This window comes from Haloechinothrix aidingensis, assembly GCF_013450155.1.
Taxonomy (GTDB): domain Bacteria; phylum Actinomycetota; class Actinomycetes; order Mycobacteriales; family Pseudonocardiaceae; genus Haloechinothrix; species Haloechinothrix aidingensis.
Map to the genome: position 1 here is coordinate 189,315 of NZ_JACCKD010000007.1, position 20,316 is coordinate 209,630.

Genomic DNA, 20,316 nt, shown 5'->3' on the forward strand with positions numbered 1-20,316 from the left:
GCGAACACGGCGCGGCCCGCTTGGTTGCGAGCGACCACACCCGTAGGCTGGTGGCCGCCCAGCGCCCGGTGCGTACGAGAGGAGAGCCGATGCGAATCGTCCACTATGGACACGCATGTGTACTTGTCGACACCGGGATAACGCGACTCCTGATCGACCCGGGCGCGTTCTCGAGCGGGTACGAACAGGAGCAGGATCTCGACGCGGTGATGATCACCCACCAGCACCACGACCACATCGACAGCGAGGCGTTGCCGCCCCTGCTCGAGGCCAACCCGGATGCCCGGCTGATCACCGACCCCGGCACCCGGGACACCGTGGACAAACTGGGACTGACCGCGCACACCACCTACCCGGGCGAACGGCTGGAGATCGGCGACACGTCGGTGCAGGTCACTGGGGGCGAGCACGCCATCATCCACCCGGATATCCCGGGCATCGCCAACGTCGGCTACCTCATCGGCGGCGGGGCCTTCTACCACCCGGGCGACGCCTTCCACGTACCGTCGCAGCGGGTGGACGTGCTCGGCCTGCCAACCGGTGCTCCCTGGCTGAAGGCATCCGAGGCCGTGGACTTCCTGCGTGCCGTCGGCCCGCGCGTCGCCGTCCCCATCCACGAGGCCGTGCTGGCCTACCCGGCCATGCACTACGGCCTGTTCACCAACCTCGCCCCGGACGGCACCGAGGTACGCGTCCTCGAACACGGCAAGCCCACCACCGTGTGAGCCACACCGGCACCCGGTAGTGGCTCAGCAGGCGCCGCGCGTCACCCCGGCCAGTCGTCCAGTGAGCGGCCCGTGACCCGCTCGTAGGCGTCGATGTAGCGCTGCCGCGTCGCCGCGACGACATGCTCGGGCAGTGGCGGTGGGGGCGTACCGGCACCCCGCGACCAGCCGGACTCCCCGCTGACCAGCCAGTTCCGCACGTACTGCTTGTCGAACGGCTCCTGGGGAACGCCCTCCTGATAGATCGTGGCATCCCAGTACCGGGACGAGTCCGGGGTGAGGACCTCGTCGGCGAGCACGAGCTCGCCCGCCGCGTCCACGCCGAACTCGAACTTGGTATCGGCGAGAATGATCCCCCGCGTCGCCGCGTACTCGGCAGCCCGCGCGTAGACCCGCAGTGTCGCCTCCCGCAGCTGCTCCGCGCGGCGCGGTCCCACCTCCCGCACCACCGCGTCGAAGCTGATGTTCTCGTCGTGCGAGCCGATCTCCGCCTTCGTCGCCGGGGTGAAGATCGGCTCCGGCAGCCGCGAGGCCTCACCGAGGCCACCCGGTAGCGCGACGCCGCACACCGCGCCGCCTGCCCGGTAGTCGGCGAGCCCGGAGCCGGTGAGGTACCCGCGCGCGACGCACTCCACCGGAACCATCTCCAGCCTGCGCACCAGCAGGGCCCGCCCGCGCACCTCCGCGGGGATCCGCGGGTCGTCCCAGGCCACCAGGTGGCCGGCGATCTCACCGGCAAGCAGCTCGAACCAGAACACGCTCATCGCGGTGAGCACGCGACCCTTGTCCGGGATCGGGGTGTCCAGCACGTAGTCGTAGGCCGAGACGCGGTCGGAGGCCACGAACAGCAGGTGCTCGCTGTCCACCGCGTACAGCGAGCGCACCTTGCCCTCGGCGAGCTTGGGGTAGTCGGTCAGCGTGGTCACGATCCGACCTTACGTCGCGACCCGCGGCACCGGCCGGCGACCCCGCGCGGGGCTGAGCACGGTCGTACGTGCTCAGCACATCGCGGCGTGCTCGCCGTCGTCGTCGGCGGCTGCGACCCTGCGGGCGCGGTCCCTGGCGATGTCGGCCTCGATGGCGGCGCGCAGCTTGCGCTCCTCGCGCATCGAGCGCATGGCAGCGGCGATCGCCGCGACCCACAGCGCGACCGCGACGAGGTAGGCGAGCACCGCCAACGCGGGCGAGGCCTCGAGCGCGCCCAGGAGGATCCACACGTTCGTCAGCACGATGAGCCCCCCGGCGATCGCGCCGAGCAGCCGTGGGGGGATCCGCTGGGTGAGCCAGGCAGCGGGCGGGGCGGCGATGACGCCACCGATCAACAGCCCGATCACGGAGCGGTAGTCGATCCCGCCCGCGCCGAGTATGACCAGGAAGGCCGCGCTGCCTGCGACGGCCACGGACAGCTCGGCGGCGCTGACCGAGCCCACCACCTTGCGCGGTTCGAGCCTCCCGCTGGAGAGCAGGGTCGATGTCGCCATGGGGCCCCAGCCCCCGCCACCTGTGGCGTTCGTGAAGCCGGCGACGAGCCCCAGCGGCGCGAAGAACCGTGCGTCCGGGCGCTTCTCGGTGATCAGCTTGCCCAGCTTCAGGAAGGAGAACCGGATCAGCACGTACAGCCCGAGCAGCAGCAGGATCGAGGCGATCCACACCTTCGCGGCGTCCATCGAGAACTCCGACAGCGCCACGAGCGCGTAGGCGCCTGCCACGGCACCCCCGGCTCCGGCCAGCGCCAGGATGCCCACGGTTCGCCAGTCGATGTTGCGGAACTTCCAGTGCGAGACGCCGGAGGCGAGCGCGATGCCCATCTGCGAGTAGTGCACCGCGGCCGAGGCCGGCGCGGGCGGCACTCCGAGTGCGAGCAGCCCGGTGGTGGACAGAGCGCCATATCCCATGCCCAGGCTGCCGTTGACCAGTTGAGCCAGGAAACCGGCAACGACGAACAGCAACAGAGATTCCATGACGACCTTCGCGTATCTGCCGGCCGCGGTTGTGGTCGCGGCCGAGTCCGTGCACTGGGCTCGCAGTGGCTGGGTAGCGCCGATTATCACGGCACTACTCGCCAGGTGTCACATGCGGCAGAGTGCGGAGTTCACGCGGAGCAGATCGATGTGGCGCCGCTGCACGAGCGCGAGAGCCTCAGCTACCGCCGCGGCGCTCGCCGCGGTCGATGCTGAGTACAACTCGTCCAATGCCACGCCTAAGATCCTGACAGAACCCGACCGGATGATCCACCCGCTCTTATATATTGAGAAGTATGCAACAGGCGCACGCGGCGCGCGGCTAACACAGCGAAGTACGCAACAGGCGGAGGCAGCGCGCGGCAACACAGCGAAGTACGCGGCAGGGGAGGGTATGCGGTACGAGTGGATCTCCTTCACCACGGACTACGGCCTCGCTGACGCGTTCGTCGGCACGTGCCACGGGGTGATCGCCCGCGTCGCGCCGGAGGCTCGGGTGATGGATGTCACCCACGGCATTCCCGCGGGCGCGATCCGGCAGGGTGCGCACACGCTGGCCCAGGCGGTGCCGTACCTGCCAGGCGCGGTGCACTGCGCGGTGGTGGATCCGGGCGTCGGCACGGCTCGCAGGGGCATCGTCGTCGTGGCTGCGCAGGGACTGCTGGTCGGGCCGGACAACGGCCTGCTGCTGCCTGCCGCGACCGCGCTGGGCGGCGCCGAGACCGCCTTCGAGCTCGCCTCCAGCGCCTACCGGTTGCCCGAGGTGTCCGCCACGTTCCACGGCAGGGACATCTTCGCGCCTGCCGCCGCACACCTGGCCACCGGCATCGAACCGGCGCGGTTCGGGCCGGAGGTCCCTCTCGACCGGCTGGAACGTATCGACGAGCCGGTCGCGCGGCTGGACGGCGGCACATTGCGCACCGAGCCGCTCACCGTGGACGGGTTCGGCAACGTGCAGCTGGCGGCAACCGGTGCGCAGCTGGCCGAGCTGGGCGTGCGGGCGGGTGAGCCGGTGGCGGTCACCGTGCACGGCAGCCGCCATTCCGCCGTCCGTGGCGGTACGTTCGCCGACGCCCCGGTCGGTGACCTCGTGCTGCTCAGCGACTCGGCCGGTCACGCCGCGCTGGCGGTCAACGGCGGTTCCGCGGCCGCTCAGCTGGGACTCGACTCCGCGTGGGCGAGCCAGGAGTGCACGGTCACGGTGTCGCCGACGGAGACAGCGCCAGGGGTGAGCACCGCGTAGTTGGCCGCGAAGATCACACCGCCTTCCGGGCCACGCCGGTAGTCGGCCAGCGTCCGGATCGGCTCCGGCCCGTCCTTGCGCCCGGTCTCCTGATCGACGAGCGGGATGGTGCACCGCGTGCACTCCTGCTCGAAGCCCAGCTCGACACCGGACATGCCGAGCCGGTCGACGCGGTCCTCGGTGTGCGGTTCGTCCCACCCGTCGACGACGATGTTCGGGCGGAACCGGTTCATCGGCACGCCGTCGCTGCCGCGCTCACCGAGTCGCGCGGTCAGCGTGTCCAGCGATGCCTGCGAGGCGAGCAGGATCGGGTAGGCATCGGCGAAGTGGGTGGTGCTGGTGAACCGGCCCGTACGGCTCCGGTCCATGCTCTCCGGTGCGTAACACAGCCGCACATCCTCCCCGAGTGCCTCGCTGAGCCGGCTCGCCGCGCTGTCGCCCTGATCGATGCCCGTGCCCTCCCAGGAGTGCACGGTGACGGTTCGGGGCGGGCCGTCCGGGTCGACGTCGACAACGAGCTCGTCCCTGCCGGGCAGCGCAAGCGAGAGCCGCGCGCCGCCGTCCAGGACCGCGGGCCGGATCAGTGCCATCGCCGGGTTCCCGCGCTGGCTGAGGAACCTCCCGTCCGCTGCGGAGACGATGAGGAACCTGCGGTCGTGCTCGATGCCGGTGGGCGCCACCGTGGCGCGCTCGAGGGTCACGCCGGCACAGCCTTTCACCGGGTAGTGGATCAACCCGGTAACGCGAGGGGCCATGACCCGCACGTTAGCAGGGCTCGCGCGGGCACAACGAGCTTGTTTCCCGGTCACCGCGCGGTCGGCGGCGGCCCGGAGCGGTCAGAGGATGGGGTCGGGCCGGTACGACTCCGCACCCGGATACCGGCTGACGACCTCGCCCACCTTGCGCGCCACATCGGCCACCTGCGCGGTGGCGAGGCCGGTGAACGCGACCGGGTCGGCAAGGAGCTCGCCGAGCCCGGCCCGGTCGAGCGGGATGCGCTCGTCGGCGGCGAGCCGGTCGAGCAGGTCGTTGCCCGGGATGCCCTGCTCCCGCATGGCAAGGGCCGCCGCGACGGCGTTCTCCTTGATCGCCTCGTGCGCGACCTCGCGTCCCATACCGGCACGCACCGACGCCATGAGCACCTTGGTCGTGGCAAGGAACGGCAGGTAGCGGGCGAGCTCGGCGTCGATGACCGCGGGGAAGGGGCCGAGCTCGTCGAGCACGGTCACGAACGTCTCCAGCAGGCCGTCCAGCGCGAAGAACGCGTCGGGCAGCGCGACCCTGCGCACCACCGAATCCGATACGTCGCCCTCGTTCCACTGGTGACCGGCGAGCTCGGCGAGCATCGACGAGTAGCCGCGCAGCACGACGGCGAACCCGTTGACCCGCTCGCAGGAACGGGTGTTCATCTTGTGCGGCATCGCCGAGGAACCGACCTGGCCCGGCTGGAACCCTTCGGTCGCCAGCTCGTGCCCGGCCATCAGGCGGATGGTGGTGGCCAGGCTCGAGGGCGCCGCCGCGAGCTGCACCAGCGTGGAGACCACCTCGAAGTCCATCGAGCGCGGGTAGATCTGGCCCACGCTGGTGAGCACGTGTTCGAAGCCCAGGTGGCGAGCGACCGCGCCTTCCAGGGCGCTCATCGTGGCGGGGTCCCCGACGAGGTCCAGCATGTCCTGTGCGGTCCCCACCGGGCCCTTGATCCCCCGCAACGGGTACCGCTCCAGGAGTTCTTCGAGGCGCCCGAAACTCACCAACAGCTCATCGGCGGCGGTGGCGAAGCGCTTGCCGAGTGTGGTGGCCTGCGCCGCGACGTTGTGCGAGCGGCCTGCCAGCACCAGGTCGTCGTGCTCGCCTGCCAGCGCGGCCAGCCTGGACAGCACGGCCACCAGCTTGTCCCGGATCAGCTCGAGCGAGCGGCGCACCTGCAGCTGCTCGACGTTCTCGGTGAGGTCGCGGGAGGTCATCCCCTTGTGCACGTGCTCGTGACCGGCGAGCGCGTTGAACTCCTCGATGCGCGCCTTGACGTCGTGCCTGGTCACACGCTCGCGCTCGGCGATCGAGTCGAGGTCGACAGTGCGCAGCACGCGCTCGTAGTCGTCGATCACCCCGGAAGGCACGGATACGCCCAGCTCGGACTGCGCGCGCAGCACGGCCAGCCACAACTCCCGTTCCAGCACCACCTTGTGCTCGGGAGACCAGAGGGTGGCGAGCTCACGCGAGGCGTAACGGTTCGCGAGAACGTTCGGGATGCGGGGCGTGTCAGCTGCGGTCACGCCTGCTCAGCGTACTGCCCCGCCTGTCGCGCCCGCGCGGCGGCCGAGCTGCCTGCGGACCGGCGTGGCGCCGGTCACCGCTCCGGCTCGTCGGCGAGTGCCGCGCGCAACATCCGTACAGCGGCCCCCCGCGGGTCCGGGTCGATCTCGATGAGCGCGTTCACCACGGCCCCGTCGACGAGCGCGATGAGGCGCTCGAGCTCGTCGGCCGACGTCGGCCTTCCCGATCGCGCGAAGATCTCGGCCAAAAGCTCCCGCAGCTCACCGGCGAGGGTGCGCATCAGCGGCCGCAGGTGCGGCCTGCGCCCGGTGGCCACGAGCCGTTCGTAGCGCACGAGTACGGCTTCGGCGTCGGCCTCCCCGCTGTCCTGCCGGGGGCCGAGCAGCATGTCGAGCACGAGATCGATCAGGGTGTCGATCTGCCGCTCCCTGGTGTCGAGCTCGGCGAGGCGCTGCCTGCCGCGCTCCAGGTCGGCGCGCGCGTGCCGTTCGACCACCGCGGCCACGAGCTCGTCGAGAGAGCTGAAGTAGTAGGTCGTCGAGGCGAGGGGGAGTCCGGCTCGCTCGGCAACGGCGCGATGGCGTACCGCGCCGAACCCGCCTTCGACGAGAAGCGCCACCCCGGCATCGAGCAGGGCCGCCCGGCGACGTTCGCCCTTGGGGGTGCTCCCAGCGGTCATGGTCGGACATCTTGCCAGCAGAACCCGTCGCGCCGTCGTACGGCCGCGCCGGGACGGGTACGGAGCTGGGGAGCTCGCCAGCGAGGGTGATGGCGAACTCCCCAGCACCCAGACCGCACCAGGGAGGTGCCGCCGACCATCCGGCGCCGGGTTGTCACGCCGCCCCCCTGCTTGGACCACGTGACCGGCTGTGGAAGTGCCGACATTGAGTAGACGCGCGGGGCGGGGGGCAGGTTGCGTCGCCCTCCACACCGAAGTGGTGGGAGCCGGATGTGACCTTGGTGCCGTAGAAGGAGCCCGTGGTGACATCCGGCTCCCACCACCCGTTCGCGAAGGTGGGCGCGATTTGCCGTACTACGCGCAGTACGTGCCGGCCGTCGCTGATTACCGGAATTCCGTGGCGCTCCGAGACAAATTCATTCTGTGGAATTGTTCTGAGCGTTGATAACGATGACGGTGTGTGATGTGATCGAACCGTGACCTCAGTACGACGCGCCCAGATCGACCTCCGGTCGGACACGCTGACCGTCCCCGACGAGCCCATGCGTGCCGCGATGGCCGGAGCTGAGGTCGGCGACAACGTACTGGACGGCGATCCGACGGTACGGGCACTCGAGCAGCGCACGGCCGAGCTGCTCGGCAAACCGGCCGCGTTGTGGACCCCGAGCGGCACCATGGCGAACGTGATCGCGCTGTGCCAGCACCTGCAGCGCGGTGACCGGTTCCTCGCCCCGCGCGATGCGCACGTGCTGCTCAACGAGCTCGGCTCTGCCGCCTGGCTGGCAGGCGGCATGCCGGAAGCCATCGAGACCGACCTCGGTCCCGGTCGCCCGTCCCCGCGCACGCTCGAACGCATCACAAGCGCCGGACGGAACGCCCCGTACTACGCCCTCCGCACGAGCCTGCTCTGCCTGGAGAACACCCACAACGCGGCCGGCGGCGCGGTGATCCCCGCCGACGAGCACGCCCAGCTGGTCGCCACCGCCCGCGACGGCGGGCTCTCCGTACACCTCGACGGCGCCAGGCTGTGGAACGCCGCCGTAGCGCTCAACGTGCCACCGGCCGCCCTGACCGTGGGCACCGACAGCGTGTCGGTGTGTTTCAGCAAGGGCCTCGGCGCACCGGTCGGTTCCGCACTGGCAGGCAGTGCCGAGTTCATCGAGAGCGCGCGCCGCACGCGCCAGATGCTCGGTGGCGGTGTCCGGCAGGGCGGCGTCCTCGCCGCGTCCTGCATGAAGGCGCTCGACCGGATGGGCGAGCTGGCCATCGATCACGCCAACGCCGCCCGGCTGGCGTCCGGGCTCAGCGACCTCGGCTGGGACGTCCGGACGCCGCAGACGAACATCGTGCTCGGCGCGGTGGCCGATGTGGAAAGGACCCTGCACTCACTGCGGGAGCTGGACATCCTCGCGATGCCGATGGCCGGGCGGGTGCGGTTCGTGGTCCACAGGGAGACCACCTCCTCGGTCATCGACGAGGCCCTCGAGCGCATCAGTTCCGAGCTGCCCTCCAGCGCGGTGCACGGCACCTCCCAGGCCGGCATGCGGCTGCACCTCTGACCGCACCGCACGCCGGCTCGTGGCAGGCGACCCCTCCGCCGAACGCCACGGGGACCGCCCCGGCGCCCGGCCGCACCATCGGCCTCAGCGAAGCCGCTGTCCGCCGATGCGCTTGGGCTGGCTCTTGCTCTTGATGGCTCCGTACGCCGCCGTCGCACCCAGCAACACCACGCCGATGACCGCGAGCCAGAACAAGCCTGTCAGCACCGGCCCGAGGATGGTGAACGCCAGCCAGATCACGAGGAGCGCACCAATGATCTTCCAGAACATGGTCAACCTTTCTACCCGGTAAGGCCGCCAACCGGACGGTGGCAACGGCCGTGCCGAGCCACGCGGGGAGAACGATCGCGCCTTTCGGATTCCTGCTTCTCCACCAGCCTGCCAGCCCACCGGCCGGATGGCTCGTGTTCGGCAGGGAAGTCAGGGTTTTCTCCGGGTATCCCTGGCTACGCCCCGGCCCGGATCGCGAGGCCCGGCGAACGCGCAGGACCCCTGGGTGTCACAGCCAGCGGCCGAGCCGCTCCAGGCACGCGGTGATGTCGGAAGCCGAGCCCGCAAGCGAGAACCGCACGAACCCGCCACCATCGACGGGGTCGAAGTCGATGCCGGGCGTGATGGCCAACCCCGTGTCGGCCAGCAAACGCTGGCACCAGCCGAGGCTGTCGCCGGTGAACTCCGAGACGTCGGCATACGCGTAGAACGCCCCGTCGGCCGGCGCCACCCGGTCGATGCCCAGCTCGGCGAGGCCCGCCAGCAGCGTGTCCCGGTTGGCGCGGTACCGGAGCACGTGCTCGTCCAGCTCCGCGTAGGACTCCTCCGTGAACGCCGCGACGGCCGCGTACTGGGCCAGCGCGGGAGCACAGATGGCGAGGTTGCCGCTCAGCACGTCCACGGCACGGCGAAGCCGCGGGGGCACCAGCATCCAGCCCAGCCGCCATCCGGTCATGCCGAAGTACTTGGAGAACGACCCGAGCACGATCGCCTCGGTGCTGGACCCCCATGCGCTTGCTTCCCGCACTCCGCCTGAGGTGCTTCCGAAGCTCACCCCGTGATAGATCTCGTCGCTGACCAGCTGCACGCCGCGCTCCGCGCACCACAGCGCGATCGCGGAGAGCTCGTCCGGGTCCAGGATCGTCCCGGTCGGGTTGTTCGGGCTCGCGATCACCAGCCCGTCGATCGGGCCCAGCTGGTCGAGCTGCTCGGTGGTCGGCTGGAAACGCGTCTCCGCGCCCACCCCGAACTCGACCACCTCACACCCCAGCGCGGACAGCAGGTTCCGGTAAGCCGGGTAGCCCGGACGGGGCATGGCCACCCGGGCGCCGTGATCGAACGCAGCGAGGAAGGCCAGCTGGAAACCACCGGAGGACCCGGTGGTGACGACCACGTCAGCCGGGTCGACCGGCATGCCGTAGCGGCGCGCGTAGTGGCCCGCGATCGCTTCCCGCAGCTCGACGACACCGAGCTGGCTGGTGTACCCGATGTCGCCCTCGGTGAGCAGCGAGACGGCCGCGTCCCTGACGGGCTTCGGCGCTCCGGACGTGGGCTGGCCTGCGCACAGCGAGACGACGTCCCCGTGCGTACGCTGCCGCGCCTGGGCCGCGGAGAGCACCTCCATCACGTGGAACGGTGCGACATCGGAACGTGTGGAGGGGCCGGGAAACGGGGCGGCTTCGACCATGGCGCCAGGATAGTTGACACACCCGTCCACCGATCTCGTCTGTGTGCCCACGGCGAGACGGCACGGCAGATACGATCAGCTCCGTGTTGAGCGTCCGAGAGCTGACGAAGGTCTACGGCGGGGTACGAGCCGTCGACAACGTCTCGTTCGACCTGCAGCCCGGTACGGTTACGGCGTTCCTCGGGCCCAACGGCGCCGGCAAGTCGACCACGCTGCGCATGATCAGCGGCCTCACGCCGCCGAGCGCGGGTGCATCGTGGCTCGCCGGACGGCCGTTCGTGAAATGGCCCAACCCCGCGCACGTAGCAGGCGTGATACTCGACGCATCCGCGGTCCACCCGGGGCGTACCGGGCGGTCCCATCTGCGCTACGCGGCCGCGTTGGCGCGCGTGCCGCGGGAACGCGCGGACGCCGTGCTGGCCGAGGTGGGGCTCGCCGACGCGGCGGGCAAGAGGATCGGCAAGTACAGCCTGGGGATGCGGCAGCGCCTCGGCCTCGCCCAGGCCCTGCTGGCTCGGCCACCCGTGCTCATCCTGGACGAACCGATCAACGGGCTGGACCCCGACGGCATCCGTGCCATCCGCACGCTGCTACGCAACCATGCCGCCCAGGGCGGAACGGTGCTGCTGTCCAGCCACGTGCTCTCCGAAGTGGACCAGACCGCCGACCGCCTTCTCGTGATCGGGCAGGGCCGGATCCTCGCCGACGGAACGTTGCGGGAACTGGTCACGTCCCAGCAGTCCGTTGTCAGCGGCCCGGACATGCACGCACTGGCAGGCGCGCTCCAACACGCGGGCGTGCCCGTCCAGCCCACTCCGGCAGGCGAGATCCTCGCCGGCGCGACGACCGACCGCGTGTCGGACATCGCGTTCCGTGCGGGCGTGCGGGTCCACACCATCACCGAGCACCAGCTCAGCCTGGAGGACCTCTTCTTCCAGATCACCGGGGAACCCAACGATGAACCAGCCCGTACCCGGCCACGGGGCACCACCCGCCCAGCACGCGCCGATGCCCGGCCAGGCCGCACCGTATGCCACACCTCATGCCGCGCCCGCGCAGGCCGGAGCACCCGCACCGCCACCGCGCTCCGAGGCTCCCTGGATGCAGCGGGCAACCTCGCGGACCCCGTTCGTCACGCTGGTCGGGGTGGAGCTCCGCAAGCTCGCCGGGACGATCAGCGACCGGATCCTGCTGGTCCTCGGCCCCCTGGTGGTCATCGGGATCGGGGCGTTCGGGGCCTTCCTGGGATCGGCCGGGTACTACACCGCGAGCTCGCAGATCGAGCCGACCGTATGGGTGATCAAGATCTCGGCGATCGTGATGCACGCCGCGGTGATCAAGCTGATCGCGGGCGAGTGGCAGTACCGCAGCGCCCAGCCCACGCTGCTGGTGCAGCCGTCACGCGCCCGCTACTTCCTCGCACAGGCGACCGTGGTCCTGCTGGTCTGGCTCGTCACCACAGTGCTGCAGATCGCCACCATGTTCGTAGCCATGCCCATAGCGGTCGGCAACGCGGGCAGCGGTTACCTGCTCGGGCACCGCGTCGCCTGGGTGATCGGGGTCATCGCTCTCGGAACGTTCCTGACCTTCCTCACCGCCCTGGTCGTCGGGATGCTGATACCGAACGCGGCGGGAGCGCTGGCCGTCTACTGCGCCTTCGTACCGGCCCTGCTCATCTTCATGGGCGCCCTACCCGAGTCCGTCATCTGGGTCGAGCCGGCCGCGGCCGCCTTCGAGCTCGCGGGGTTGTCGGCTGTCGACAACCCGGCTCCGGTGATCACGTCGCTCGCGCTGTGGCTGAGCCTTTTCGTGCTCGCGACGTGGCGCGTGTCCCGGCGCGACCTCGCCTGAGCCTCTGGGCACTACTTCAGCTCGGTGGCCAGCGACCCGCCGCCGGGATCGATGGCCTCGGTCAGCAACACCTCGGCGGCTTCCCGGACCGCGGGGCAGTGCTCGCTGACGAACGTCTCCAGCGCGTCCCGGTCGCTCGGCTCGCTGCTGTACTGATCGTCGAAGATCTCGGCATGCTTCGCACGGCCGGCTTCCTCTTCCAGGTAGCCGATGAACTCCAGGGCCCGTTGCGAGCCGGTGTCGACGACGACGTTGCAGCTGGCGCTGCCGTTCTCACCGTCGAAGGTCGTCACGGCGTAGTACCGGTCGAGAAGGATGGACCGCTCGAAGTGGCCCTGTGTCCAGCTACCGCCACGCCACTCACCCTCGAAAGCCGACTCGCCGGCGGTGTCGTCATCGGGGTCGTTGCTGGGCCGGACACCGTGCACGCCCAGCCAGCCGAACGGCTGGTCCGCACCGGCATCGAGGACGCACCCGTCGAGCAGCGCGTCGTCGAGCGTCTCCATCTCACCGGCCAGTCCGGCCTGTTGCGCCACCTCAGGGCTGATCTGCGCGCAGTCATCGGTGAACGGGAACGGGCGCTGCGCGGTCGACCGGAGCTCGTCGTAGGCGATCGCGTCCTCCGGTATGTCCGGCGCGGGCATCGCCGGTGCCGGACCGGGCGGGTCGGAACACGACGTCAGTGCCAGCCCCACGGCGGCGACTCCTGCGATGCGCGCTACTCGTCCGTCCACGCGCCACATTCCACCACACGTGGTATCCCTGTGCTGCCGGTTCAGCACATCACACCTCCGCGAGCAATTCCCAGGCCCGGTCGGCCAGCAGGCGGTTGTCCGCGGGCGCCAGCGTGGCCCAGCTCGACCCGTCGGACATGTGTTCCACCTGGAACAGGTACCGGCCGGCATCGGTGTCGTGGAAGGCCACGACGCGGGGGGCCCGCCGCGTCAGCCCCTGCTTGTCGCGGCGCTGGGCACCGACCTGGCCCCGGCAGGTGGTACCGAGGAACATGCCCGCGACCTCCTGGGCTTCCCACAACCGCACGCCCGCGTCCTCCAGTGCCGTGACCAGCGCGTGCGGATCGCCCTCGGCGCGGGCATCCGCGTCGACAAGCGTCTCGTACGGCAGCGTCACGGACTGCCCGCCACCCTGCGGGACGTCACCGGCAACCGAGATCGCCACGCTCGCCAGCGACGGGTCGGTGGTCGGGATCAACCAGACCTCGCCTGCGTCGACCACCCCGAGCATCGCGTGGTCTCCCGTGCTGGCAGCCAGCCCCGAGATGCCGCGATCGGCCCACACCCACACGTCGAACGTCACCGTGGGACGCGCCAGCACGGCGAGCATGTCCAACAGCTCACCGCCTGCACGGCGCCCGCGCGCCAGCCCGCGGCGTTCCAGCGCGGGCCACGTCGCTTCCACCAGCCCGGCGCGCTCCGTGTGCGTCGTGCCGGGGCTGGGCACCGACAGCGCCGGATGCCGCGACCCGAGTTGCTCGGCCTCCCACAGCACGTCGAACTCGAGCGCAGACAGCACCACGCTGCCCGCGGAGGAAGCCGCGCTCACCGCGTCGAACCGTCCCCGCCGTCGTACTCACCGGGCTCATGCCCGGCACCGGTGTCGTGGGGGTGTCCCGGCACGTCCGGCTGTGCGCCGTCGATCACCTCGGGGACGACGGGCCGCTGGTCGGTGAAGACATCGGTCCCCTCGACGGGCCGGTGCCGAACCCGGTCGCCCTCGCCGGTGGCGTCCTGGCCGCCCTCGGAAGCTGCGGGTTCGAGGATGCCCGGAGCGGGGCGCAGGTGCTCCCGCGGATCCTCGTCGGCCGCGATCGTCACCGGGTCCTCCGCGCCGTCCGCGTCGTCGAACGGGTAGTCCCGCGGCACCCGGCTCGCCGCGCGCTCACCCCGGGGCTTCCTGTCGGGTTCACCGCTGAGCGCCCCGGCTACACCGGCCGCGCCGAGCGCGGTGGCCGTGGCTCCGATGGTGTTGACCGAGGGGCGCGCCCCGGACCCCGTCTCGCCACCGCTTCCCGCTTGCACCTCGCCGGCCTGCTCCAGCTGCTCCGAGCCGGACAGCTTCCCCTCCGCCAGCGGTTCCGGGGCGGCGACCCTGCCCTTGCCGGGCGAGGCATCGGGGCCGCCCTGGCCGGGCGCGCCACCGCCGGGCAGCGGGCGCGCCGGATGCCCGTGCTGCTGGCCGGAACCGGCCAGCACGCCGCCCTGCCCCTGGCCGGGTCCCTGGCCGGGGCCGGGCTGCCCACCGGGCCCACCGGCTGCGCTCGACATGGCGTGCGGGCTCGCCGACCTGACCGGTTGCTGCTCGGTGCCGTGCACCGTGCCTGCTGGCGCGGACTGACCCGCGGTCCCGCCGCCGTTCGGCTGCTTGGCCCCGGGCTGCTGGTCGCCCGGCGCCGCCGCGCCGGGCGCGCCGGGCGGGCAAGCGGCACCGGCAGGGCCGCCGCCCACCGCCGAGAAGGACGCGCTTCCGCCGGGGACGGGACCTGATCCCTGCGCAGGCGACGGGGCGCCACCGGAGGCGGGCGGTGCCTGCCCGGCACCGGGGACGGAGCGCTCGCCTCCCGGCTGACCGGGCGAACGGTCGTGTCCGGCCGGGCCCCCGACGTCGCCGTGTGCCGACGCTGTGGTGTCGCTCGGCCCCTTCGCCGGGCCCGGATGCAGCGGGGTCACTCCCGGCCCCCCGCGGTCCCATGTGCCGGTCCCTGGCTCGTCCGGCGACGGCTCGGCCTCCCCTGTGCGCTCGGTCGGGTGGGACAGCACCAGGTGGCCAGGGTGCGGCACCGTGTCGACCCCGTCGAGGTGTTCCCCGGTCTCCGCGGCGTAGGTGTTCAGCACGTCGACCGCCTGCTGCCTGGCCGCCTCGGCCTCGCGCGCACGCTTGGCCTGATCCGTCTCGTACCCGATCAGGCTGCCGAGGAAGTCACCGACACCCGTACCGCCGGATCCGGCGCGCAGCGTCTCGGCGTCCGGCAGCTTGTGCAGCGCACGGTTGAACGACTCACTCTGTGCGAACAGCAGCTCGGCCGCCCGTGCGATCTTCTCGCTCGCCTCGGTCGTGAAGTCCGCGTGCTCGGTCAGTACCTGGCGCGCCTGCTCGGCGGCGTCGCCCGACCAGTGCACGCCGAGCTTGCCCATCTCGGTACGCAGCGTCTGCTCGGCGGAGCGCAACGCGTCCGCGAGCCGCCGCAGCGCGTGCACAGCCGCGCCGATATCGCCGGTACCCGGGCCGCTGCGGAACTTGTCGATCTGCTCGGCGAGCATGTTCTCGGTGTAGCCGTCGAACCGCTGGTCGTTGATGCGCTGGATCGTCCGACCGGCCTCGGGGACGCTCATGTGGTGCCTCCTTCACGCCCGTACTCACGAACGGCTGCTGTACCTCGGGCTCCGGTCCGACCGCCATGGGAGTGGCCCGGCCGGCGGTTGGCGCGACCGCTAGCCGGGACCGCCGCCACGCTCGTGCAACGTCGCGGCGGCCTCGTCATCGGCGTACTCGTACTCCTCGGCCGCCAGTCGCAGCTGGTGCGCGAAGCCGTTCAGCTCCTGGACGTAGTCCCGCACGCGCGCCAGGTGCGAGTGCCCGAGCTCGGTCAGCAACGAGTTCCAGGTCGGAATCGCGTGCTCGCTGACGATGTCGTTCGCCGGTGGGTCCATCCGGGACGCGCCCTCCGCCTCGTAGAGCACCGAGTCCAGCGCGTAGACCTCCTCCTCGACGATCTCCGCGGCCTCGACCAGCTTGTCCGGTTCGACCTCGATCGACGTGGCGCGCGCGCCGTACGGTACGGCCGCGTCCGCCGGATCCTCGTGCATCACCACCACCGCTTCTGCTCGAGCGTCCCACCGCAGGCGCGGCCCGGATCTCCGGTACGCACGGTAGCCATACCGTTCCTGGCCGGAGGGCCTCTCCGGAGGCTACCAATGCCGGCGCCAGGACGCCCCGGGTTTCGTGGAATCAGCGGCCACGAGAGTCAGTGCGCGGGTACCGCGACCTCGCCGCGCACCGCCTGCATCGCGATGTCGGTGCGGTAGTGCGAGCCGGGAAGGTGCACCCCGGCGAGACGCTCGTACGCCTGCTCGCGCGCCGCCGCGAGGTCATCGCCGACCCCGACCACAGACAGCACCCGGCCGGACGAGGACACGACCGTGCCGTCCTCGGTGCGCTTGGTCCCGGCGTGCAGCACACCGGGACCGTCCGCGCCGGTGATGGTGTCCCCGGTATGCGGCGGCCCCGGGTAGCCGTCCGCCGCGAGTACGACGGTCACGGCAGCGCCGTCCCGCCAGTCGAGCGGCGGTTGCTCGTCGAGCACGCCGGTCGCGGTGGCGTGCAGCACCCCCGCGATCGGCGTGTTCAGCAGGGCGAGCACGGATTGGGTCTCCGGGTCGCCGAAACGGCAGTTGAACTCGATGACGCGCGGGCCGTCCGAGGTCAGCGCCAGGCCCGCGTACAGCAGCCCGGAGTAGGGCGTGCCGCGTCCGGCCAGCTCGTCGACCACGGGCTGCACGACCCGCCCGACGATCTCGTCCACGAGCCCGTCCGGGGCCCACGGCAGCGGGGCGTAGGCCCCCATCCCGCCGGTGTTCGGGCCGGTCTCGCCGTCGCCGACGCGCTTGAAGTCCTGGGCAGGCAGCAACGGCCGTACCGTGTGCCCGTCGACCAGGCAGAACAGCGACGCCTCCGGCCCGTCCAGGTACGTCTCCAGCAGTACCGGATGCCCGTTCTCCAGCAGCGTCAGCGCGTGCTTGCGGGCCTCGTCGTAGTCGCCGGTGACCACCACGCCCTTACCCGCGGCGAGCCCGTCGTCCTTGACCACCCAGACAGGCCCGAAGCGGGACAGGGCCGCGTCGAGGTGAGCGGGATTGTCCACAACCTCGCTGGCGGCGGTCGGCACGCCTGCGGCGAGCATGACCTCCTTGGCGAAGGCCTTCGACCCCTCGATGCGGGCGGCCGCGGCGGACGGGCCGAAGCACGGGATCCCTGCCGCCCGCACGGCATCGGCCACACCGGCGACCAGCGGTGCCTCCGGGCCGATCACCACCAGGTCGGCGAGCCACTCGCGGGCGCGCGCGACGACGTCCGTGGAGTCGACGGCGTTGACAGGGAGCTGCTCGGCGACCGCGGCCGTGCCCGCGTTGCCGGGGGCGCAGGCAAGGGCCGTCACCGCGGGGTCGTTCGACGCCGCGGTCAGCAGGGCGTGTTCACGGGCTCCGGAGCCGATAACCAGGACGCGCACGTTCAGCAGGGTAGCCGTACCCGGGCTCCGGCGACGCGAGGGGATGTGTCCACACCCGTGTGCGTCGGCGTAACAGGCATACTGGACAGCGGTCGACCGGAGCCGGTGGAGGTAGCAGTGGGCGAGACCTGGAAGTCACGACGCAGGGTATGGGGCGCGATCGTCGCCGCCGGGGCCGTCTCGTTCGCGGCGGCCTGCGGCGGGGACGAGGACACCCAGGAGGACACGCAGCAGGACGAACCCGCTGCCGAGCAGGGCGGCGCGGACGACACCAGCCCCGAACCGGCGCACACCGAGGAGCAAGCAGCCGTCGTGGCCGTCGTGCAGGAGTTCTACCTCGCGATCGACGAGGGCGACGGGGACCGGGCGTGCGGGCTGCTCGTCGACACCATGCAGTCGTTCTACGCCGAGCAGGCCGCGGACTGCCCGACGGCCATCGAGGACATCCACGACAACCTCGGCGACAAGCGCATGTCCATCATCCGGCTGGACGCGGAGGACGTGGTCGTCTCCGGCGACAGCGCCACCCTCAGCGCCGAGGACATCGCCGAGGCCAACGACACGGACCGCGATTCGGTGGACGGCTTCGAGTTCGTCCGCGAGGACGACGGCTGGCTGATCTCCTACGTCAGCTGACAGCGCCGGGGAGGCGAGCCGAAGGACCCCTCGGGTACATCATGTGCACCGAAGGAGCCCCTCGGCTCGCCACCCGGGTCAGCCTGGGCTCCCACTGTGGTGGCGGTAGGTGGCGGGTGCGAACTCGTCGGCGGCGATGTACCGGCGGCGCGCACGCAGGTAGTTGGGGCCGGTCACGCGGAGGAATCCGGGCAGGACGGGTGTGCACGCGCGGGACAGCGCGGCAAGGGCCCGCAGCTGGCGTTCCCGCACCGGTCCCCAGCGCAGGCCCAGCCGTTCCCGCAGCACGGGAGGCAACAGCCCGGTCGTGGTCAGGCGCAGCACGTAGGAGGCGGGAAAGCTGAGCACCCGCCACAGCGGCTCGGTCCAGCGCGGCAGGACCGGCGGTCGAGCAGGCCGGGTGAGGCTGTCCAGCACATCCACTGCCGAGGTGGTACGCGTCAGCTTGCCTGCCACCATCTCGTCGAAGTAGCCGTCGAACTCCGCCCAGCTCGGCGGCAGGTCCGCTGCACCGATGCCGAGCAGCCGGGCCAGCCCCAGCCACTCCTGGTACAGGAGCTCGTGGTCCCGCTCCGTCATGGACCCCACGAACCACCGGTTCACATCGATCACGGCCCGGACCAGCGTGGCCTGCACCCAGGCGTAGGTCTCCGGTTCGAGGGCGTGGTACCTGCTGCCGTCCGGGTTGACCCCCTTGATGCGCTTGTGCATCTCGCGCAGCCTGCGGGTGACCTCCACCGCGTCCTCGCCGCCGTACACGGTGAGGTTGACGTAGTCCAGCGTGCCGTAGAGCCGCTGCCACGGCTCGGCCCGGAAGTCGGAATGGTCGCGCACACCCGAACTGACCGTGGGGTGGGCGGTTTGTAGCAGCAGGGCGTACCCGGCACCGAGGAATCCACGGATGTCGCTGGCGTGTTGCCAGGACACCGAGTCGGGTCCGAGCGTCAGCGCCCTCGCCTCCTCGGTGGTCAGCCGTGCTCGCGTCATGTCGCGCCAGCCTCCAGTCCACGGTCGATACATGCCGGACGCGCAACCGGCACCCGTGACCTGCACAGTAAACGTCCGTAACGCGTGTTGTCGAGATTGCCGGCCCCGCCAGGTCCGTGCGATTCTCGCGAACGGAGGAGGAGGCTCGATCGTTCCGTGACGTCTGCGCAGGTGTGCGGTCGGTCTCATTCGGCGGCGACACGGAGTCGGAAGGATCACACGGCACGCGCCCCCGACGTACCCGGCATGAGAAGCTGCCCATCGAACGCACGAGGCGCGGAGCGGCACGAGCGCACCCCGTTGTGCGACCCCCGTCGGGTCACCCGTTCCCGTAGCACGTGCCGTGGCAGGGCCGGGTGCGCCGTACCCGACACAGAACAGAAGGCCTGACCCCATGCGAGGCACACGAAAACCCCACAACGATCGCGGCGTGCCGCACATCATCAGCCACCGGGGCGCTTCCGGCTACCGGCCCGAGCAGACCCTCGCGGCGTTCGAGCTCGCCGCGCGCATGGGGGCCGACTACCTCGAACCGGACCTGGTCATCACCAGCGACGGCGTTCTCATCGCACGGCACGAGCCGTACCTCGGCGACTCCACCGATGTGTCCGACCATCCGGAGTTCGCCGACCGGCGGACCACCAAGACGATCGACGGCGAGGTCATCCGGGACCAGTGGTTCGCGGAGGACTTCACCATCGACGAGATCAAGACGCTGCGGGCCCGCGAGCCCATGCCCGAGCTGCGCCAGCAGAACACGATCTACGACGGCCGGTTCGAGATCCCCACGTTCCAGGAGGTCATCGACCTCACCAAGCGGCTGTCCGGGCAGCTGGGCATCGACATCGGGGTATACCCGGAGACCAAGCACCCCACGTACTTCCAGGGCCTGGGCACGCCACTGGAGCCCGCGCTGATCGACATCCTGGACCGCAACGGGCTGAACCGGTCGGGCGCCAACATCTACGTGCAGTCGTTCGAGGTCGCCAACCTCCGGATGCTGCGCGATCACCTGTGGGTGCCGTTCGTCCAGCTCACCGACAGCCACGGCGCGCCGTACGACTGGATCACCGCCGGTCACGCGCACACCTACCGCGACATGATGACGCCGGAGGGCCTCGCCGAGATCGCCACCTACGCGCAGGGCATCGGGCCGACCAAGGGCAGCGTGATCCCGCGCAACCCCGACGGGTCACTCGGTGAGCCGACACCGCTGGTGGACGACGCGCACGCCGCCGGGCTCGAGGTGCACCCCTACATCTGGCGGGCGGAGAACGCGTTCCTGCCCACGGACTACCGTTCCTCGGATCAGCCCGCCGACCTCGGCGACCTGTTCCGCTCGCTCGAGGTCTTCCTCGACGCCGGCATCGACGGGCTGTTCATCGACCACCCGGACATCGCCGTCGAGGTGATGAAGAATCGCAGCTGACCGCGCCAGCGGCCGACATGTCACGATCTACCGGCTCGGTGCGGGGAGC

The 20,316-nt window shown here is 71.0% G+C and carries 21 protein-coding genes and 1 pseudogene; 7 read left to right on the top strand and 15 right to left on the bottom strand.

All coding sequences use genetic code 11. The annotated features are described in order from the left end of the window. Positions 1–89 precede the first annotated feature (89 nt). Positions 90–725 (top strand): MBL fold metallo-hydrolase, encoded by a 636-nt coding sequence (locus H0B56_RS18480; RefSeq protein WP_180894350.1) that lies wholly within the window; start codon positions 90–92, stop codon positions 723–725. A gap of 41 nt (positions 726–766) precedes the next feature. On the opposite strand, the gene H0B56_RS18485 is transcribed toward H0B56_RS18480, so the two are convergent. The 3 genes from H0B56_RS18485 to H0B56_RS23310 form a co-directional block, all read right to left on the bottom strand. Beyond that, positions 767–1,651 (bottom strand): phosphoribosylaminoimidazolesuccinocarboxamide synthase, encoded by an 885-nt coding sequence (locus H0B56_RS18485; RefSeq protein ID WP_180894351.1) that lies wholly within the window; start codon positions 1,649–1,651, stop codon positions 767–769. Between the two features lie 72 nt (positions 1,652–1,723). Beyond that, complete coding sequence (locus H0B56_RS18490; protein ID WP_180894352.1) at positions 1,724–2,686, bottom strand: sulfite exporter TauE/SafE family protein; 963 nt, start codon at positions 2,684–2,686, stop codon at positions 1,724–1,726. A gap of 108 nt (positions 2,687–2,794) precedes the next feature. Further along, a complete protein-coding gene (locus H0B56_RS23310; RefSeq protein ID WP_281373692.1) occupies positions 2,795–2,923 on the bottom strand; it encodes a putative leader peptide in 129 nt (42 codons plus the stop codon). A gap of 157 nt (positions 2,924–3,080) precedes the next feature. Here H0B56_RS23310 and H0B56_RS18495 point away from each other — a divergent pair, with 157 nt between their 5' ends. After that, positions 3,081–3,929 (top strand): SAM hydrolase/SAM-dependent halogenase family protein, encoded by an 849-nt coding sequence (locus H0B56_RS18495; protein WP_180894353.1) that lies wholly within the window; start codon positions 3,081–3,083, stop codon positions 3,927–3,929. Here the strand turns inward: H0B56_RS18495 and H0B56_RS18500 are convergent. The 3 genes from H0B56_RS18500 to H0B56_RS18510 all read right to left on the bottom strand — a co-directional run bounded on the left by H0B56_RS18500 (position 3,839) and on the right by H0B56_RS18510 (position 6,882). After that, entirely contained in the window at positions 3,839–4,684 is an 846-nt protein-coding gene (locus H0B56_RS18500) for an MOSC domain-containing protein (RefSeq protein ID WP_180894354.1), read from the bottom strand. The two genes, H0B56_RS18495 and H0B56_RS18500, sit on opposite strands and share 91 nt — an antisense overlap. 81 nt (positions 4,685–4,765) lie before the next feature. Then, positions 4,766–6,202: an adenylosuccinate lyase gene (gene purB / locus H0B56_RS18505; protein WP_180894355.1), complete on the bottom strand. Its 1,437-nt coding sequence runs from the start codon at positions 6,200–6,202 to the stop codon at positions 4,766–4,768. Positions 6,203–6,276: 74 nt separating this feature from the next. After that, complete coding sequence (locus H0B56_RS18510) at positions 6,277–6,882, bottom strand: TetR/AcrR family transcriptional regulator (RefSeq protein ID WP_180894356.1); 606 nt, start codon at positions 6,880–6,882, stop codon at positions 6,277–6,279. A gap of 476 nt (positions 6,883–7,358) precedes the next feature. On the opposite strand from H0B56_RS18510, the gene H0B56_RS18515 reads away from it, so the two are divergent. Next, complete coding sequence (locus tag H0B56_RS18515; protein ID WP_180894357.1) at positions 7,359–8,441, top strand: GntG family PLP-dependent aldolase; 1,083 nt, start codon at positions 7,359–7,361, stop codon at positions 8,439–8,441. 84 nt (positions 8,442–8,525) lie between these two features. Here H0B56_RS18515 and H0B56_RS18520 read toward each other — a convergent pair whose 3' ends face one another. Together H0B56_RS18520 and H0B56_RS18525 are read right to left on the bottom strand one after the other, a co-directional pair. Further along, positions 8,526–8,711, bottom strand: a complete 186-nt coding sequence (locus H0B56_RS18520) for a hypothetical protein (protein WP_180894358.1) — start codon at positions 8,709–8,711, stop codon at positions 8,526–8,528. Between the two features lie 229 nt (positions 8,712–8,940). Beyond that, on the bottom strand, positions 8,941–10,119 hold the full coding sequence (locus tag H0B56_RS18525) for an aminotransferase class I/II-fold pyridoxal phosphate-dependent enzyme (RefSeq protein WP_180894359.1): 1,179 nt from the start codon (positions 10,117–10,119) through the stop codon (positions 8,941–8,943). Between the two features lie 83 nt (positions 10,120–10,202). Between H0B56_RS18525 and H0B56_RS23025 the strand changes: the two are divergent. Further along, a pseudogene (locus H0B56_RS23025) lies at positions 10,203–10,697 on the top strand (ABC transporter ATP-binding protein); the annotation flags it as partial. A gap of 12 nt (positions 10,698–10,709) precedes the next feature. Here the strand turns inward: H0B56_RS23025 and H0B56_RS23030 are convergent. After that, complete coding sequence (locus tag H0B56_RS23030; protein ID WP_246361311.1) at positions 10,710–11,156, bottom strand: hypothetical protein; 447 nt, start codon at positions 11,154–11,156, stop codon at positions 10,710–10,712. A 64-nt stretch (positions 11,157–11,220) separates the two neighbouring features. Between H0B56_RS23030 and H0B56_RS18535 the strand changes: the two genes are divergently transcribed. Further along, a complete protein-coding gene (locus H0B56_RS18535) occupies positions 11,221–11,970 on the top strand; it encodes a hypothetical protein (RefSeq protein WP_180894360.1) in 750 nt (249 codons plus the stop codon). A gap of 11 nt (positions 11,971–11,981) precedes the next feature. Here the strand turns inward: H0B56_RS18535 and H0B56_RS18540 are convergent, their stop codons facing one another. The 5 genes from H0B56_RS18540 to purD all read right to left on the bottom strand — a co-directional run bounded on the left by H0B56_RS18540 (position 11,982) and on the right by purD (position 17,215). Then, positions 11,982–12,704, bottom strand: coding sequence for a hypothetical protein (locus tag H0B56_RS18540; RefSeq protein ID WP_180894361.1), 723 nt, complete (start codon positions 12,702–12,704; stop codon positions 11,982–11,984). Positions 12,705–12,753: 49 nt separating this feature from the next. Further along, on the bottom strand, positions 12,754–13,533 hold the full coding sequence (locus tag H0B56_RS18545) for an ESX secretion-associated protein EspG (protein WP_343063949.1): 780 nt from the start codon (positions 13,531–13,533) through the stop codon (positions 12,754–12,756). Further along, on the bottom strand, positions 13,530–15,320 hold the full coding sequence (locus H0B56_RS23315) for a PPE domain-containing protein (RefSeq protein WP_180894362.1): 1,791 nt from the start codon (positions 15,318–15,320) through the stop codon (positions 13,530–13,532). Before H0B56_RS23315 ends, H0B56_RS18545 begins: the two co-directional genes overlap by 4 nt. Positions 15,321–15,419: 99 nt before the next feature. Next, positions 15,420–15,794, bottom strand: coding sequence for a type VII secretion target (locus H0B56_RS18555; RefSeq protein WP_180894363.1), 375 nt, complete (start codon positions 15,792–15,794; stop codon positions 15,420–15,422). Positions 15,795–15,952: 158 nt separating this feature from the next. Then, positions 15,953–17,215 carry a phosphoribosylamine--glycine ligase gene (gene purD, locus H0B56_RS18560; protein WP_180894364.1) on the bottom strand — a complete coding sequence of 421 codons (1,263 nt, stop codon included), beginning with the start codon at positions 17,213–17,215 and terminating at the stop codon, positions 15,953–15,955. Between the two features lie 117 nt (positions 17,216–17,332). Here purD and H0B56_RS18565 point away from each other — a divergent pair, with 117 nt between their 5' ends. Beyond that, a complete protein-coding gene (locus tag H0B56_RS18565; protein ID WP_180894365.1) occupies positions 17,333–17,851 on the top strand; it encodes a hypothetical protein in 519 nt (172 codons plus the stop codon). Between the two features lie 78 nt (positions 17,852–17,929). On the opposite strand, the gene H0B56_RS18570 is transcribed toward H0B56_RS18565, so the two are convergent. Further along, entirely contained in the window at positions 17,930–18,838 is a 909-nt protein-coding gene (locus H0B56_RS18570) for an oxygenase MpaB family protein (RefSeq protein ID WP_180894366.1), read from the bottom strand. Positions 18,839–19,232: 394 nt separating this feature from the next. On the opposite strand from H0B56_RS18570, the gene H0B56_RS18575 reads away from it, so the two are divergent. Then, a complete protein-coding gene (locus H0B56_RS18575; RefSeq protein WP_180894367.1) occupies positions 19,233–20,267 on the top strand; it encodes a glycerophosphodiester phosphodiesterase in 1,035 nt (344 codons plus the stop codon). Positions 20,268–20,316 lie beyond the last annotated feature (49 nt).